The organism is Bradyrhizobium sp. GW821-FHT13H05 (genome assembly GCF_058804065.1).
The window spans coordinates 171,252-188,174 of the sequence record NZ_JBXAPO010000003.1 but is presented as its reverse complement, the minus strand read 5'-3'; the positions used below and the strand labels follow the sequence as shown (position 1 = coordinate 188,174).

At 63.9% G+C, this 16,923-nt stretch carries 12 protein-coding genes; 2 read left to right on the top strand and 10 right to left on the bottom strand.

Translation table 11 applies throughout. From position 1 onward, the window contains the following. Positions 1 to 1,367: M10 family metallopeptidase (locus AC1RR3_RS09770; protein WP_492821816.1), on the bottom strand; the 1,367-nt coding region annotated here is incomplete at its 3' end. 201 nt (positions 1,368 to 1,568) lie between these two features. Here AC1RR3_RS09770 and AC1RR3_RS09765 point away from each other — a divergent pair. After that, positions 1,569 to 1,883, top strand: coding sequence for a hypothetical protein (locus AC1RR3_RS09765; RefSeq protein WP_492821814.1), 315 nt, complete (start codon positions 1,569 to 1,571; stop codon positions 1,881 to 1,883). 159 nt (positions 1,884 to 2,042) lie between these two features. Beyond that, a complete protein-coding gene (locus AC1RR3_RS09760) occupies positions 2,043 to 3,236 on the top strand; it encodes a CaiB/BaiF CoA transferase family protein (protein ID WP_492821812.1) in 1,194 nt (397 codons plus the stop codon). An 80-nt stretch (positions 3,237 to 3,316) separates the two neighbouring features. Here the strand turns inward: AC1RR3_RS09760 and AC1RR3_RS09755 are convergent, their stop codons facing one another. The 9 genes from AC1RR3_RS09755 to AC1RR3_RS09715 all read right to left on the bottom strand — a co-directional run bounded on the left by AC1RR3_RS09755 (position 3,317) and on the right by AC1RR3_RS09715 (position 16,885). Further along, entirely contained in the window at positions 3,317 to 4,207 is an 891-nt protein-coding gene (locus tag AC1RR3_RS09755; RefSeq protein ID WP_492821810.1) for an outer membrane protein, read from the bottom strand. Between the two features lie 253 nt (positions 4,208 to 4,460). Continuing rightward, positions 4,461 to 5,336: an outer membrane protein gene (locus AC1RR3_RS09750; protein ID WP_492821808.1), complete on the bottom strand. Its 876-nt coding sequence runs from the start codon at positions 5,334 to 5,336 to the stop codon at positions 4,461 to 4,463. A gap of 166 nt (positions 5,337 to 5,502) precedes the next feature. Beyond that, positions 5,503 to 7,020, bottom strand: a complete 1,518-nt coding sequence (locus AC1RR3_RS09745; RefSeq protein ID WP_492821806.1) for a tripartite tricarboxylate transporter permease — start codon at positions 7,018 to 7,020, stop codon at positions 5,503 to 5,505. Positions 7,021 to 7,032: 12 nt separating this feature from the next. After that, complete coding sequence (locus AC1RR3_RS09740; RefSeq protein ID WP_492821804.1) at positions 7,033 to 7,575, bottom strand: tripartite tricarboxylate transporter TctB family protein; 543 nt, start codon at positions 7,573 to 7,575, stop codon at positions 7,033 to 7,035. A 165-nt stretch (positions 7,576 to 7,740) separates the two neighbouring features. After that, positions 7,741 to 8,715 (bottom strand): Bug family tripartite tricarboxylate transporter substrate binding protein, encoded by a 975-nt coding sequence (locus AC1RR3_RS09735; RefSeq protein WP_492821802.1) that lies wholly within the window; start codon positions 8,713 to 8,715, stop codon positions 7,741 to 7,743. A 223-nt stretch (positions 8,716 to 8,938) separates the two neighbouring features. Beyond that, positions 8,939 to 12,853, bottom strand: coding sequence for a beta strand repeat-containing protein (locus tag AC1RR3_RS09730; protein WP_492821800.1), 3,915 nt, complete (start codon positions 12,851 to 12,853; stop codon positions 8,939 to 8,941). Positions 12,854 to 13,445: 592 nt separating this feature from the next. Next, positions 13,446 to 14,243: an enoyl-CoA hydratase/isomerase family protein gene (locus AC1RR3_RS09725; RefSeq protein ID WP_492821798.1), complete on the bottom strand. Its 798-nt coding sequence runs from the start codon at positions 14,241 to 14,243 to the stop codon at positions 13,446 to 13,448. Positions 14,244 to 14,285: 42 nt separating this feature from the next. Further along, complete coding sequence (locus AC1RR3_RS09720; protein ID WP_492821796.1) at positions 14,286 to 15,485, bottom strand: pyridoxal-phosphate-dependent aminotransferase family protein; 1,200 nt, start codon at positions 15,483 to 15,485, stop codon at positions 14,286 to 14,288. Between the two features lie 116 nt (positions 15,486 to 15,601). Then, on the bottom strand, positions 15,602 to 16,885 hold the full coding sequence (locus AC1RR3_RS09715; protein ID WP_492821794.1) for an MFS transporter: 1,284 nt from the start codon (positions 16,883 to 16,885) through the stop codon (positions 15,602 to 15,604). Positions 16,886 to 16,923: the final 38 nt, after the last annotated feature.

Below are 16,923 nucleotides of genomic sequence, written 5' to 3'. Positions count from 1 at the left end.
CCGGTCCCGGTGCTGATGCTGTCGAGGTAGAAGTTCGAACCAGCTTGGACCAAGCTGGTCGAACCCGCGGACTCGATCACCGTAGGATTGAGAAGGCTCACGAGCGACGCACTCATCACCGCACCGTCGGCAAACTGGAAATTCTCAACGCCCGTGATGGTATCGGTGCCGTCGGGCGAACCCGAGCGCAGATCCGCGAACGTGAACGTCTGCGTGCTCGAATTGTAGGTGATGCCGTAGTTCGACCGGTTGCCCGAATACACCGCGGTGTCGGTGCCGGAGCCGCCGATGATGGTGTCGTTGCCGCCGCCGCCGGTGATCGTATCGTCGCCGGAGCCGCCATTCAGCGCATTGGCGATGGCGTTGCCGAGGATGGTGTCGTTGCCGGAGCCGCCTATGGCATTGTCGATGTAGGAGCGCGCGTCGCCGTTGTAGAGATAGGCGTTGTAGATGTTACCCGAGGCGTAATGGCCGTCGCCGAGATTGGCCAGTTGCACTGAGGAGAACACCGACGAAGCGCCGGGATTGAGATTGATGCTGAGATTCGTCGTGTAGTTCGACAGATCGTAGGTATCGACGCCGCCGCCGTCCCACACTGTCTCGTAGATGCGGTTGGCCGAGCCGCCCGCGCCGCCGCCCGGCGCAAGCTGCCCGACGCCATTGATGAACTCCTGGCCCGTCGTCGGGCTCCAGGTGTAGACCGTGTTGCCGCTCTGTGTGGTGTAGTTTGCGCCATACAGCGTCTGGAACGCGAGGATATCGTTGGCCATATAGGTCTGCGGATATCCGTAGGCTTCGTTGGTGTAGCCGGTCGAGGTCGAGGCGCCGACATAGCTGCGATAGCTCATGACGGTGAATTCGCTGTCGTCATGCGCGCTCGGCACCGCGACATTGGCGGGGCCACCGGTCTCCTGGCTGTGCTTGAGGCCGAGGGCGTGACCGAGCTCGTGCAGCGCGGTCGTGAAATAGTAATTTCCGAGCTTGGCCTGCGTATAATCGTAATGGGTCCCGAACCAGATATCGCCGCCGGCCGCATAATTGCCGGGGTAGTAGGCGTAGGAGGTCGGATTGGCCGCGGGCGACTGCGCGATCATGATGTCGGCGCCGTTCGTGCCCGCATACGTGATGCTGGCGTTGGTGTAGCCGAGGATCAGCCCAATCGCGTAGTTGATCGCCGCCTGCATCTGGGTCGGCGCCGAGGCAAAGCCCGAGGTGGTCGGCTCGCCGCTGCCGCCGCTATAGGAACTGGCGTAGTCGCTGGACGCGTCTGGAAAGCTGTAGGTAATCGCGCCGGTCCATTTGTAGCCCGACAGCAAACCGTCAATGTCGGCGTTGTTGGTGGCACTAACGGTAACGGACGTGGCCAAGGGACTCTCCGGGGCAACGCAATTTGCGCGATTCGGGGCGCGGGCAAGCGATTCTAGCTTGAGAGTGATACGTTTGGTTTAAATTTGGCAGCCGCGCAGAAACCCCTTCCGTAACGCTATACTAGCCATCAAATCCCGTAATCATACGGGCCGAGACAGGGTGCAGGTTCCACTTTAGGGGGCGATTTCTAAAGAAAGATGATGAAACTGAGGCCATATGCAGCCGGTCTGATCGGGGCCCTGGCGGGACTCGCCGGGCTGGACCATCTGCCCATCGGAGAACAGCCTGTCATGGTCGGAAAAGCCAGGGCGGACGACAGCGCCAAAGAAGGTAACAAGACGGGGCGCGCGCCCTCCATGCCAATGGCCCGCGATCCCTCGGCCGCGGTCACCGAGGAATATGAGGTCGCGCGCCGGAAGGGAACGCCGGAGGCGTTCGAGCTCTTCATTGCGCGCCATGGCGATGACCCGCTGGCCGAGCAGGCGCGCGCCGAGCTGAAGCGCCTGTCGCGCTGATCCCGTTGACGCAACGCAGCAAGGCGCGTCAGGCAAACCACGCCCGGCCAGCCCCACTCAGGCCTTGCATTTCGACAGGCGGCATCCGCGCCGGCGCCGGCTTGCCGCATGCTCTTTCGGCACTATGGTAGGCCGCAATCTGTCCCGGAGCCTCTCAAGATGCCCTTTCTGCATGCCTCCGAAGCCCTGTCGCGCTTCACCGTGCTCGATCTGACCCGTGTCCGGTCAGGGCCCACCTGCGTGCGGCAGCTCGCGGACTGGGGCGCCACCGTCATCAAGATCGACGCCCTCATGGAGGATGCCGGCGGCGAGCAGCCGGGCGGGCCGCGGCGCGGCTCGGACTTCCAGAATTTGCACCGCAACAAGCGGGCGATGACGCTGAACCTGAAGGACGAGCGCGGGCTCGCCGTGTTCAAGCGCCTCGCCGCCAAGGCCGACGTCGTGGTCGAGAATTTCCGGCCCGACGTGAAGAACAAGCTCGGCATCGACTATGACAGCCTCGCCAAGATCAACCCGCGCATCGTCTATGGCAGCATCTCCGGCTTCGGCCAGGACGGCCCCTACCACAAGCGGCCGGGCTTCGATCAGATCGCTCAGGGCATGGGCGGACTGATGTCGATCACGGGGGCGCCGGGCGAAGGCCCGATGCGGGTCGGCATTCCCGTCGCCGACCTCACCGCGGGCCTGTTTTGCGCCATGGGCATCCTCACCGCGCTGCTCGAGCGCGAAGTTTCCGGGAAGGGCCAGTGGGTCCAGACCTCGCTGCTCCAGGCCCAGATCTTCATGCTCGACTTCCAGGCAGCCCGCTGGCTGATGGAGAAGGAGGTCGCCAAGCAGGCGGGCAACAACCATCCGACCAGCATCCCGACCGGCGTGTTCAAGACGTCCGACGGCTACATCAACATCGCCACCACGGGCGGGCGGATCTGGGAGCGCTGCGCGCAGGCGATCGGCGCGCCGGAGCTGTACAGCCACCCCGATTATGCGACCGCCCCTAGCCGCTCCAAGAACCGCGACGCGCTCAACGCGGAGATCGAGAAGCGCACGGTGACAAAGTCGACCGAGACCTGGGTGCGCGAGTTCAACGACGCCGGCGTACCCTGCGGGCCAATCTATGCGATCGACCAGATGTTCGATGATGCGCAGGTCAGGCATCTCGGCATCGCGCAGGACGTGCCGAACGACGAGGACCGTCACATCCGCCTGGTCGGCCAGCCTGTGACGCTGTCGCGCACGCCGAGCAAGATGGTGGCGCGGCCGCCGGAATTCGGCGAGCAGACCGACGAGGTTCTGAAGGAGTTCGGCTTCGGCGCCGACGAGATCGCCTCGCTCCGGAACGCCAAGGTGGTGTGAGCACCTCACCTGACGCCCTCAACAACGAAAAAGCCCGGTGCTCGCACCGGGCTTTTTGACTCGACTGGCTCGTATCGCCGTCAGGTGCCACTGAAGCGGTAGTTCACACCGAAACGCAGGATGTTGTCGGTGATGTGCGAGCGATAGCCAACGACCAGCGGCGCGCCGCTGAGCGTGATCACGGGCGTCGCGAGCGAGCCCGAGACGGTCCCGAGATCGACATAGAGATATTCGAGCCTGGCGCTCCAATTATCGGCGAAGGCGCCTTCGATGCCGGCGCCTGCGCTCCAGCCGAGCTTGGTCGTGCTGCTGCTGAAGCTTGCCGCAACCGGCGTGAACGTGCCGCCGTCGGCGCCGGGGAAGCCGCCGACATTGATCGCGCTCACGCTGCCCGAGGTGGAGACACGGCCATAGGCGAGACCGCCGGTGCCGTAGAACAGCACGCGCGGCGTCACCGCGACGCCGAGCCGGCCGCGTACGGTGCCGAACCAGTCGAGCTTCTGGGTGAGATTGAACGTCACCGGCAGCGCGGGATCGAACGTGTTGTCGCCGCGATGGCCCGGCGTGCAGATGCCGTCCTGCAGACCTGCCGGCGCGCCGGCGCACAGCGCGCCGAAATTGCCCTTCTGGCCGCTGCCCTGGAAATCGGCCTCGAGGCCGACCACGAACATCTCGCGCTGCCAGTTGTAGCCGATCTGTCCGCCGCCGGTGACGCCGTTGAGATCGAATTTGCCTGCGCTCGAGCCGATCAGCGCGCCGCCCCTGCTGTCGATGAAATCCGCTGTCATGGCCGAACGGCCCCAGCCGTAGCCGATATTCAGACCGGCATAGAAGCCGCTCCAATTGTAGCCGGGATCGACCGCCACCGGCGGCGCCTTGGTATAGATGTGCGGCACCGCCAGATCGGCAGCATAGGCAGGGGTAGCGAGCAGCATTCCGATCGCAGCCGCAACCAGCAGAGTTCGTGTCATCAGTTCTTCCCTCGACAAACGGCGTTGCCTGTTCGCCCGCTCGCAAGGCGCGGGCGATTCAGTGCGGCGACACTAGGAAAGAGTTTCCGGCTTCGCGTCCTGCGTTCGAACGTCAGCCGTTCGAAGGAGACAAGCACGTGCCTATGCGCGCAAACCATGCGCGTCCAACGCGAACGATCTCGGAACGGCGTTCAAGAACGACAAAGCCCGGCGCGAGGCCGGGCTTTGCTTCTTGTTGACGCCTTTGTTGATCTCAGTATCTCGCGACCACCGGACCGCTGGTGAACTGGTAGTTGATGCCGGCGCGCAGGATGTGGTCGGTGAAGCGCGACGACACGTTGGCGCTGATCGGAAGCGCCGGCGACAGCGTGAACGGACCGGACGAGAAGCGTCCGAGATCCATGTAGAGATATTCGAGCTTGGCGCTCCAGTTCTGCATGATCTTGCCTTCGACACCCGCGCCCACGGTCCAGCCGGCGCGCGTCGTCGAAGTCGAGCCGACCGAGGCGATCGGAGCACCGAGGCCGTTGAAGCCGGTCATCGTGCCCGTGGTCTTGATCTCGCCGAACGCCAGACCGCCGGTGCCGTAGAACAGCACCTTCGGGGTCGCCAGGATGCCGACGCGGCCGCGGACCGTGCCGAACCACTGGAGCTTCTGGTCGATCGTCAGCGTGGTACCAGCAAGGCCGCCGGCGGGAAGGAAGGTCAGGCCGGGAAGACAGACGCCGCCAGCAGGCACCGCTGTACCCACGCAGCTATAGCCGGCGCTGCCCTTCTCACCCGACCATTGCAGGTCGCCCTCGATGCCGAACACCCAGTTGGCGCTCTGCCAGTTGTAGCCGGCCTGGCCACCAGCGATGCCGCCATTCATGTCGAACGAGGCATTGGTGATGGAGCCGGCCGGAGGCACGATCCCAAGGCCGGTTACCGGATTGAAATAGGAGACGTCGGTGCGCGAGCGGCCCCAGCTGTAGCCGCCATTGCCGCCGACGTAGAAGCCGGTCCAGCTCCAGACCGGATCGACCATGAGCGGTGCCTTGACATAGGGCCTTGCCGCCAGATCCGCAGCCAGTGCGCCCGTCGCAAACAGCGACATCGCCGCCGCCATTCCAATCACAATCCGCTTCATGGCGTTTCCCCTCCGCACGATTTTGTGATCAAAATATACGCACACCGGTGCCCAAGGGCTGTGCCGCGCCAGCAACATCCGGAAACAATCGAGCTGAGGTGGTACCGGAACCGGAACACCACCACCGCACTATGCGGCTGATTTCAAACAATATTATCCCATCGCCCTAGCGCGGAGCCGGCTTGGCCCGGTGCGTCCATCCGACACGGGCAAACAGCCCATCGATGACCGGCCAAAATAGCAGCACGATCGCCAGGGTCGTGATCGACCCGACCAGTCCGTTCGACCAGAACACCTTCAGGGTCCCGCCGGAGCCGATCATCGACAGGCGGAAGGCGTCCTCGGCGCGATTGCCGAGCACGAGGGCAAGCGTAAACGGCGCCAGGGGAATGCCGATCTTCTTGAAGACGTAGCCGACGATGCCGAAGCCCAGCATCAGCCAGATGTCGAACATCGCGTTCTGGATCGCATAGGCGCCGATCGCGCAGGACACCACGATCATCGGCGCGACCGCCGCGAACGGCACGCGCAGGATCGAGGCGAAGATCGGCACCGTCGTCAGCACCAGCACGAGGCCGACGACATTGCCGAGATACATCGAGGCGATCAGGCCCCAGACGAAGTCCTTATGCTCGACAAACAGCAGCGGGCCGGGATTGAGCCCCCACACCATCAGGCCACCGAGCAGGATCGCCGCGGTGCCGGAGCCGGGAATGCCGAGCGCCAGCATCGGCAGCAGTGCCGCAGTGCCGGACGCATGCGCCGCCGTCTCGGGGGCAAACACGCCCTCGATGCGGCCCTTGCCAAAACTCTCGGGGTCCTTGGAAAAGCGCTTGGCGAGGTTGTAGCCCATGAAGGACGCCGCAATCGCGCCGCCCGGGGTGATGCCGAGCCAGCAGCCGATGAAAGAGGAGCGCAGCAGCGTCACCCAATATTTCGGCAGATCCTTCCAGACACTGAGCACGACGCGGAGCGAAATGCTCGCCGCATGGCCGCGCAGCGCCAGCCGCTCCTCCATCGTCAGCAGAATCTCGCTGATGCCGAACAGGCCGATCACGGCGACCAGGAAGTTGATGCCGCGCAGCAGCTCGGACGAGCCGAAGGTCATGCGCAGATTGCCCGACACCGTGTCCATGCCGATGCCGGCCAGCAGCAGCCCCAGCGACATCGAGATGACCGTCTTGTGCTTGGCCTCGCGCCCGAGACCGACAAAGGAGCAGAAGGTCAGCAGATACACCGCGAAGAACTCCGGCGGGCCGAACTTCAACGCAAAGGACGAGATCATCGGCGCGAGGAAGGTGATCAGGAGCACGGCGACCAGCGAACCGATGAAGGAGGACGTGAACGCTGCGGTCAACGCCTCCGCCGCCCTGCCCTGCTGGGCCATCGGATAGCCGTCGAACGTGGTCGCGACCGACCAGGCTTCGCCGGGAATGTTGAACAGGATCGAGGTGATCGCGCCGCCGAACAGCGCGCCCCAGTAGATGCACGACAGCATCACGATCGCGGAGGTCGGATCCATCGTGAAGGTCAGCGGCAGCAGGATCGCAACGCCGTTGGGGCCGCCGAGACCCGGCAGCACGCCGACGAAGATGCCGAGCACCAGCCCGACCATCATCAGCAGGAGCGTCTTCCACGTCAGCAGGACAGCGAAGCCGTGAAGCAGGAGACCGAGAGCTTCCATCGCGGGCCCGCCCTAGTGGCCGAAGGCCGCTTCGAGCGGCCCTTTCGGCATGATGACGTCGAAGGCGATGTCGAAGGTGACGAACATGATCGCCGTGAACAGGAAGGCGGTGAGCAGCGACTTCCACAGTGCGATCTTGCCGACCAGGCGCATGAAGCCCGCGATCAAGAGGAAGCTCGCGACATAAAGGCCGAGGAACTGCGTGAGGAGGCAGAACAGCAGCGTCGGCACGAAGACCGCCATCACACGGCGCGCCTGCGCGCGCGTGACGAAGCTTTCGGACGCCGCACGGCGTGCCAACAGTGCCATGATCAGCCCGTAGAGGCTGCCGCCACCGAGGATGACGGAGAGATAGAACGGGAAATAGCCGGGCTCGGGCCCGGTCGCATCCCAGGACGCGCCGGTACGCCAGTTGTCGTAGCCGAGCGTGATGGCCAGCGCGAGCAGCAGGAGGCAGACGAATATCTCGACTGTGCCGGAAGAGACGACGGAGGGAGAGTCGTCTTCAGGCGCGGTCGGATCGTCGACGACGATTTCAAGATCGGTTTGGGACATGAGCTCTGATGCAAGGCTGGGAATTGTTCACCTCGCCCCGTTCTTACGGGGAGAGGTCGGCGCGAAGCGCCGGGTGAGGGGCTCTTTCCACGGGCTCGACTCGTGGAGAGAGCCTCTCACCCCACCCTCTCCCCGTAAGAACGGGGCGAGGGAGAAGAGAGACGGCTACTTCGCGACGAAACCGGCTTCCGTCATCAGCGACTTGTTGATGGCATCGTCCTCCTCGAGGAATTGCACCATGTCCTTGCCGGTGAGGAAGATCGGCTTCAACGCCTGCTTTTCCATGTAGTCCTTGTATTCCGAGGTCTGCGTCACCTTGTGGAACAGCTCGACATAGAACGACTGCTGCTCGGCCGTGACCTTGCCGGGCAGGAACATCGCGCGCAGCATCAGATACTGGACGTCGACGCCCTCCTCCTTGCAGGTCGGGATATCGGCCCATGACTGCGTATCCGTCACCTTGCTGGTGTAGGAGATGCGCTCCTTGTCGAACACGCAGAGCGGACGCACCTGGCCGGCGCGCCAGACCTCGAGGTTTTCACTCGGGTTGTTGACGTTGGATTCGGTGTGGTTGCCGACCAGCTGGGTCGCGGCCTCGCCGCCGGACTTGTAGGGCAGATAGGAAAATTTCGCGCCGGTCTTCTGCTCCAGGAACACGGTCAGCACATGGTCCTCGCGCTTGGAGCCGGTGCCGCCCATCTTGAACGGCGAGCCCGACGCCTTCGCAGCCGCCACGAATTCCTTCACCGTCTTGGGGCCGGCGCTGTTGTCCCACAGCACGAACTGGTCGAGCGCGATCACCGAGACGGGGGTCAATTCGCGCCAGTTGAACGGGATCTTCGCCGACAGCGGCAGCATGTAGATCAGCGAATAGGCGATCAGCACCTTGTTCGGGTCGCCTTCGCTGGACTTCATGTACATCAGCGCTTCCGCGCCCGAGGCGCCGCCCTTCAGCGAGACGACGATCGGCTGCTTCATCAGATTGTTCTTCTGGATCGCGGCCTGCATCATCCGCGCCATCTGGTCGGAGGCGCCGCCCGCGCCCGCCGCCACCACGATCTCGACGGGTTTTGTCGGCTCCCAGCCGGCAAAAGCCGGCGTCCCGCAAAGCACGGCCGCCAGCGTCATTGCGGCCTTCATTCCATGTCTCACGCGCATCTTCCCTATGTTCTTGTTTGGATTGGCAATTCGCGATGTCGGGCGGACTGCATTGTGCGGGCGAACGCCGGTCAGTTCAAGCCGGGCCGGCGTCGCACCGCTTATGACTTTGGAATGAGACCGATTGCAAGCACGGCCGCCCCGCAAAAAAGCGCGGGCCCCTTGCGGAGCCCGCGCCTTTTCGCAACACAGGTGCGCCGGTCGGCTACACCAGCAGGATGTCGTGCGGATTGATCACCGCGCCGGCCTGGACGGCCACCACCGCGACAGCCGAGCCTTGCGTGCCATCCGCGCTGAAATAGAGCGTCTGGCTGCCGGTATCGAAGTGGAATTCGGCCGCACCGGAGAAGCTGTTGTCGGCGGAGGTCTCGAATGTCGAGCTTACGTCCATCCCCGCCGTCAGGCCGCCGCCAAAACTGCTCGCGGAGATGGCGATGCGGTCATGCTCGGTGGTGTTGTTGAAGTCCATGATCTGGCCGGGCGCAGTCGGCGGTTGCAGGAAGGCAAAGGTGTCGTTGCCGCCGCCACCGGTCATGACATGGCCGGCCGGCGTCCCGATCAGGACGTCGTTGCCGCCGCCTCCGTTCATCGCCTCGGTCCCGTTGGTGGCGACGAGGATATCGTCGCCGCTGGTCCCGTTCAGCACCAAGGCGCTCGCAGCGTTGTTGATGACGGTCGCGGTCGCCGTATTGGACGAGTACGTCATCCCGTCGGAGGCCGTGTAGTTGAACGAGCCACCAGCCGTTGCGTCGTCGGTGAAGAAGGCAAATCCGAAGGCGGCGCCGGCGCTGCCGCCTGAGCTCGACGTGACGCTGCCGAGCGAGACCTGATCCGTGGTGTCGGGATCGGTGTCGTTCAGCGCCAGAGCCCAGGCCGGAATGGCGAACGAGCCGCCGGCACCGGCATCCGTGACCACGGTCTCGCTCACCGCGGTTGGCGCATCGTTGGTACCGTCGACGGTGACGGTGACATCCTGAATAACCGTGCCGCCATGACCGTCGTCGACCGTGACGAAATAATCCTGGGTCAGCGTTTGCCCCTGCGCCAGGAACTGGATGTCGGCATTGTTGACCGCGAAGTGCCAGCCGACCGTACCGGACCCGCCGGACTCGCTGACCGGATCGAGCGAGAACGTACCGACGTAACCGCTGCTGGCGGGCGCGTAGCTGACCGTATGCGTATCGGTGGTCTCGGCGTCGGAGAACGAGAACGAGCCGTCGATGGACTCGGTCGCAGGCCCGGTCGCCGGACTGACGTTCACGGAATCGAGGATCATGCCGTCCGTGGAGTCGTCGTAGGCAAATTGCAGCGTCGAGGAGGACAGCACGGGATCGCCGGTCACGTCGAACGCATAGTGATGAATGCCCGGCGTGATGCCGGTCGACATCAGCGTGACGCCGTCCCAGGTCACCGAGAACGGCGTGTTGGCCTGCTCAGGATCGCCGATGAGGTCGAAGCTGAGGAAGTAGTGCTGGCCGGGCGTGGTCGCGATGGCCTGCGACAGCGTCTCTGTGCCGCTGGTCGGTGCAAGTTGTACCGAATAATGACCGAAGCTGCCGCCAAGCTCATACTGCGCGACGTGAATATGCGACCCGACAGTGGTCCAGCCCGTAAGATTTCCGGCTTCGAAATCGCCGTTGACGATCGAGGCGGGGCCCGCGTCCTCGGTCACCGATCCGCTCACATTGGCCGACGTGATGACAGGGAAATCGTTGACCCCCGCGATATTGAAGGTCAGCGTCGTGGCGGACTGATGGCCCTGACCGTCATCGACGGTGTAGTTGAAGACGTCGCTGACATGATCGCCGGCCTGGAGAGGATCGACTGAGGAGTCGGCATAATAGGCGTAGCTGCCGTCGGAATTGAGCAGCAGCGAGCCATGGGCGCCGGCGACCATCACGCCGACATTGGCGGCACTGCCGTTCACCTCCGAGATGCTGCGCGGCGTCGACAGGTCGATCGGATGGCTCACATCGGAGATCGCGCCGCTGGCGAGCACGGTGCCGGTGTCGGCCACTGCGGTGTCGGACGTCTCCACCGTGACTGGGGCCACCAGCAGCGGATCCGAGGCGCCGTTGATCGTGACAGTCACCGTCTGGGTCGAGGTCGTGCTTCCGTCGGCGACGATGACGTCATATTGCACGGTAAGCGTCTCGCCGAGGCTGAGGAAGTCGAGGTCGCCGTCCCGGATGGAGAAGGTCCAGTCGATGCTGCCCACACCCGCTCCAGTCGAATCGTGCAGCGCCGTGGTGAGTGCATTCTGGAGGTCCGCCAGCGTATCCGACGGCACGAAGCTCGGGTCGAACGACCACACCGCGGAGTTCAGCACGACGCTCACCGAGTGGACGTCCGACAGATCGACGTCAGCAAAGCTCAGCGACCCCGTCGGCAGCGGGCTCGTCGTGTCCATCGAGTTCGACCCGGTCACACCGGCCTGCTCTGACAGTGAGGCTGATCCTGGTCCGCCGGTCATCGCCACCGCGTCATTGGCGCCGGTGATGACGACGGAGACCGTCTGCGTCGAGTTGGTCGAGCCGTCGGCGATCTTGACGTTGTAGTTCACCGTCAGCGTCTCGTTGGCGGCGAGGTAATCGAGGTCCTTGTCGGGAATCGCAAAATTCCAGTCGATGCTGCCGGTGCCGGTGCCCGTGGAATCGTGCAGCACCGTGGTCAGCGCCGCGGCAAGATCGGCCTGCGTCGCCGCCGGCGGCGTCGGCCCGGAGCTCGTATCCAGTGTGACCGTCACCGAATGCGTATCGCTGGTGTCCTGGTCGGTGAAGGCGAGCGTGCCCGCAGGCGTTGTCGGTGTCGTGTCAGGCGCAGAAGAGCCCGTGGTCGCGTCCTGCTCGACGACGGTGGAGGCTTCCGCGCCGCTCGTGATCACAACGGGATGATTGACGCCGAGGATGGTGATGGTGACGTCCTGGGTGGTGGAGCCGCCGTGACCGTCGTCGACTGCAACGTGATAGACAAGCTTGAGCGTCTCGCCGCCGTTGAGGAAATTGGTCGAGGAGTTGGCCAGCGCGAAATTCCAGTCGATCTCACCGATCAGATGGCCGGTCGAATCCTGCAGCGCGGTGCCGAACGCAGCCAGCAATTGTGCGTTGGTGAGGGGTATTGCGCCGCCGCCCGAGCGGGTCGCGGTGACCGTCGTCGAGACGGTGTGCGCATCGGCGAGATCGATGTCGGTGAAGAACAGGCTGTCATGCGCGGTGAGATTGCCGGTCGGGCTGACATTCTGATCCTCGACGAGCGCGGCTGATTCCGGGCACGACAGGTACACCGGCTTGTCATTGGTGCCGACCACGGTGACCGTGACTGTCTGGGTCGAAACGCCGCCGGCGTGATCGTCGAGCTGCACCGTGTAGGTGACGTCGAGGTGCTGCCCCGCCGCAAGATAGTCGAAGGCGAGATCGGGCGCGGAGAAGGTGGTGTTGATGGTGCCGGTCGAGCAGCCCGACGTCTTGACGACGTTGTCGACGTGGAAGAACGACATCAGCTCGGCATCGCCGAACGGTCCCGGCAGGAGCCCTGCGGTGGCGCCGGAGGCGGATACGCCGATCACGGTCGCGGTGTGGCCGGTGTTGGCGAGGTCGTCGTCGGTGAAGTTGAGCGCGACGTGAACCGTGTCGGGTGAGAGCGACAGTGTCTGGTTGGTCTGCTCGGTGACGGTCGCCGCCGTCGTCATGTTGATGACAGGCTTGTCGTCGGTGCCAGTGACCGTGATCTTGACGGTCTGGATCGCGAAGCCGCCGTGGTTGTCGGCGACCTTGACGTCGTAGGTCAGGACCAGCGTCTGGTTCTTGGCGAGGAAATCGAAATCCTGGTCCTGGTCGCTAAAACTCCATTTGAGCTGACCGTTGCCGTTTGAATCGCTCAGGATCTGCGATTGCATCGCGGCCTGGAAATGCGCAAGCGAGGCGGCAGGAACAACCGTTCCGCCCGACACCACCGCGGAATGCAGCGTCGCGGTCGTCATATGGGTGTCGGTCTTGTCGCTGTCCTTGAAACTCATCGTTCCCGAAAGCGTGTGCAGCGTGGTTGAATCGTTGAGATTGGCGAATTCGGTGAAGCTGCCCGTCGCGGATGACGAGGTGAAAACCGGCGTATGGTTGGTCATGGAAAAATCCCTGCCTGCGTTGCCATGAAGGCGCCGCCGCATGAGGGCGCGGCGACGTGACTAATCGGTCTGAGAAATCAGACGTGACTCGACAGTGTTGACTGGTCAGTCTTGGGTAAGAAGTTCTGGCTAAAAGATCTTGGCTTAAGGGTCTTGGCGTGTTCGCAAGGCCGTGCCTGGCGTGGGATGGTCAGCAGCAATGAAATTCTGGCGCGGCTCGCGTCGTCGTGGAAGCTACGTCGCTACGTCCTCAGTTTAATTTCAGTTCAATGACATCGGGTTGCGGCACGATCGGCCGGAACGCTTCACACAATTCACGTCGCTCAATTCAACTCGACTTAAAATCACGCGGCCGCCCCGCTGCCTCGGAAAAAACGAGACGGTGGAATGCAACCTTTGCGATCTTATGCCCGAGCTCGTCGTGCCGTCAACGTGAACGCGCAGACGCGTACGCACGCAATCGCGGTTCCGATCGACGGAACTGATTGAAACATTTGTGACAATTGGAGTTGCGCTGAACGGCTGACGATTGACGTCAGCAATCGCCTTGGCTTTTCGCGCCGCATATCCGGCGCGAAAAGCCAAGTGCGCGCTACTTGCCCTTCCAGACGGGCGCGCGCTTGTTAAGGAAGGCGTCCATGCCCTCGCGGAAGTCTTCGCTCATATAGGCCTTGAGGATCAGGTCCTCGCCTTCCTCGCGCGACAGCGTGCGGCGGATGCGGCGCACCGCTTCCTTGGTTGCCTCCAGCGTGAGCGGAGCGTGGCTCGCGACGAGCTTTGCGGTCTCGTCCGCACGGCGCTGCAGCGTCTCGACATCAGAGACGATTTCGGTGAGCAGGCCGAGCGCCAGCGCTTCCTGCGCCTCGACCAGGCGTGCCTTGAAGATCATATCCTTGGTGCGCGCGGGGCCGACCAGCGAGACGACGCGGCTGATGTTCGACATCGACAGGCAGTTGCCGAGCGTGCGCGCGATCGGAAAGCCGATCCGCGTCGTCTCGGTGCCGATCCGGAGATCACAGCAGGCGGCAATGCCGGCGCCGCCGCCGGTGCAGGCGCCTGCAATCGCCGCAATCACGGGCACACGGCACTGCTCGAGTGTGCCAAGCACGCGGTCGATGCGGGCCTCGTAGTCGAGCGCGTCCTGCGCGGTCTTGAAGGCGCGGAACTGCGAGATATCGGTGCCGGAGGCAAACGCCTTGTCGCCGGCGCCGGTCAGGATCAACGCCTTGATGGAGCGATCGCCGTTGATCTCGGTGCAGATCTCCGCCATGCGGTCATACATGGCGAAGGTCATGGCGTTGCGCGCCTGGGGGCGGTTGAAGGTGATCCGCGCGATGCCGTCGGTGACGGAGTAGAGCAGGTCTTCGTTGGTCGTCGTCGGTGCGTTCATCGCGCGCTCACTTTCCAAGTTAAGTTCAGGCCACCTGAGCCCTTAAGCCACCTGGGCCTTGGCCATCGGCACCACGTCGCGTCCCTTCAGGACGTCCATGGCCGCCAATACGCCGCCGCTCCGGTGCGGAATCTTTGCAAGATCCAGGCCCATCTCGACGCCGGCGAGCGTGCCCATCAGCATCAGATCGTTGAAATGGCCGATATGGCCGATGCGGAACACCTTGCCCTTGACCTTGTTCAGGCCAGTGCCGAGCGACATGTCGAAGTTTTCCAGCACCACCTTGCGGAAGGCGTCGGCATCGTGGCCATCAGGCACGCGCACGCCGGTTAGCGCCGGCGAATGCGCGGCGGGATCGGCGCACTGCGTCTCCAGCCCCCAGACCTTGGTTGCAGCGCGCGTCGCCGCGCTGTGGCGCTTGTGGCGGGTCCAGACGTTCTCCAGCCCCTCCTCCTCCAGCATCTTCACGGCTTCACGCAGGCCGTAGAGCAGATTGGTGGCGGGCGTGTAGGGGAAGGTGCCGAGCTTGTTGAAGCTGATGACCTCCTGCCAGTCCCAATAGGACCGCATTCCGGGGTTGGCCTTGGCAACGGCGAGCGCCTTCTCCGAGACGGCGTTGAAGCTGAGACCGGGCGGCAGCATCAGGCCTTTCTGGGAGCCGGCGACCGAGACGTCGATGCCCCAGGCGTCGTGCTCGTATTCCATCGAACCGAGGCCGGAGATGGTGTCGACCATCAACAGCGCCGGATGCTTGACGCGGTCAAGCAGCTTGCGCACCTCCAGCGGCGGCGTCACGCAGCCGGTCGAGGTCTCGTTGTGCACGACGCAGACCGCCTTGATCTTGTGCTGCTTGTCGGCGCTCAGACGCTTCTCGATCTCGGCGAGGTCGGCGCCATGGCGCCAGTCGCTCGGGATGAAATCGACGTCGATCTTGAATTTTTCGGCGATGCCGCGCCACAGCACGGCGAACTGGCCGGTCTCGCACATCAAGACCTTGTCGCTGGGCGAGAACACGTTGACCATCGCCGCTTCCCAGGCGCCAGTACCGGACGAGGGGAAGATGATCACGGGCTGCTTGGTGCGGAATACGCGCTGCATCGCGGCAAGCACGCCGAAACCGAGCTCGGCGAACTCCGGACCACGATGGTCCAGCGTCGGCATGTCCATTGCCCGCAGCACGCGGTCGGGCACGTTGGTCGGTCCTGGAATCTGTAGGAAATGCCTTCCAGTATGCACGGTCATCGGCGTCCTTCCCGGTCTTGCCTTGATTTTGATGGCCGCCGAATAGCACCATTTGACCGGCTTGTCCCCTCTCCTTAAGGCGTCTCCCATGCATCAGCGGCGGACCTCCGCCACCCCTATTCCGCCGGCACCACCTTTCCGGACGGCACCCGCCCCTCAGCGTCCGTGAACGGGCGCTCCGGGTGCATCAGGAAGGCGGAAAAGCCGCCCAGCAGCAGCAGCCCCATCGACATCAGGAACGGCAGGTACCAATTGCCGGTCGCATCGATCACGAAGCCCGCGACCAGCGGAGAGACGATCGCGGCGAAGGCCGAGCCGGTATTCATGAGCCCCGACGCGGTGCCCGAATATTTCGGGGCGATGTCCATCGGGATCGACCACATCGGGCCGATCACGAGCTCGGCGCAGAAAAAGCCGGCCGACAGGCACAGCGCGACGATGGTGATGTCGTGGACGAACAGGATTGGAAACAGCGAGAGCAGCGCCCCCGCAAACCCCGCAACGGTGACGCTCAGCCGCGCCAGGCGGACATTGCCGGTGCGGTCGAGGATCTTGTCCGACAGCACGCCGCCGACGCTGTCGCCGACCACGCCGGCGAAGAAGACGCCGGAGGCGAACAGCGCCGAGTTCTTGATGTCGAGACTGTAGTTGTTCTTGAAGAACAGCGGCAGCCAGTTCAGGTACAGCCACAGGCACCAGCCGTAGCAGAAATAGGTCAGCGTCACCGGCCACATCCGGCCGAGCAATGGGCCCCACGGCACACGCGGCCGCTCCCCGGTCGGGCGCGGCGGCAGCGTCGCGAGTTCGGCCTCCGTGATGGAGGCGTGCTCCTTCGGTTCGTTGCGGAAGTACCAGACCCAGACCACGCCCCAGATCAGGCTGACGAAGCCGAGCACGACGAAGGCGCCGCGCCAGGTCAGCCACAGGATCAACAGCGCGACCACCGGCGGCGTCACGGCGTTGCCGAGCCGGGCGAAGGAATGGGTCAGCCCTTGCGCGAAGCCGCGGCGGTTGGCCGGCGTCCAGTATTGCATCGCGCGCGTCGCGGTCGGGAACGTCGCGCCCTCGCCGAAGCCAAGTGCGAAGCGCGCGATGAACAGCGCGAAGAGACCGTTGACGAAGCCGGTCATGATGGTCGCCGCCGCCCAGATCATGCCGCACCAGAACAGCGTCTTGCGCGGCCCGAAACGATCGCCAACCCAGCCGCCGATTACCTGGAACAGCAGGTAGGGATAGGCGAAGGCGGAGAAGACGAGGCCGAGCTGGGTATTGGAGAGACCCAGCTCCTTCTGGATCTCGCTCGCCGCGGTGCCGATGTTCACCCGGTCGACATAGGTGATGAAATACATCGCGCAGAGCATCGCCAGCACGACGTGCGTCGCCTTGAACCTGATACCCATCTCCACCCTCCCTGATTGCTTTTTTATGATTGCTGCTC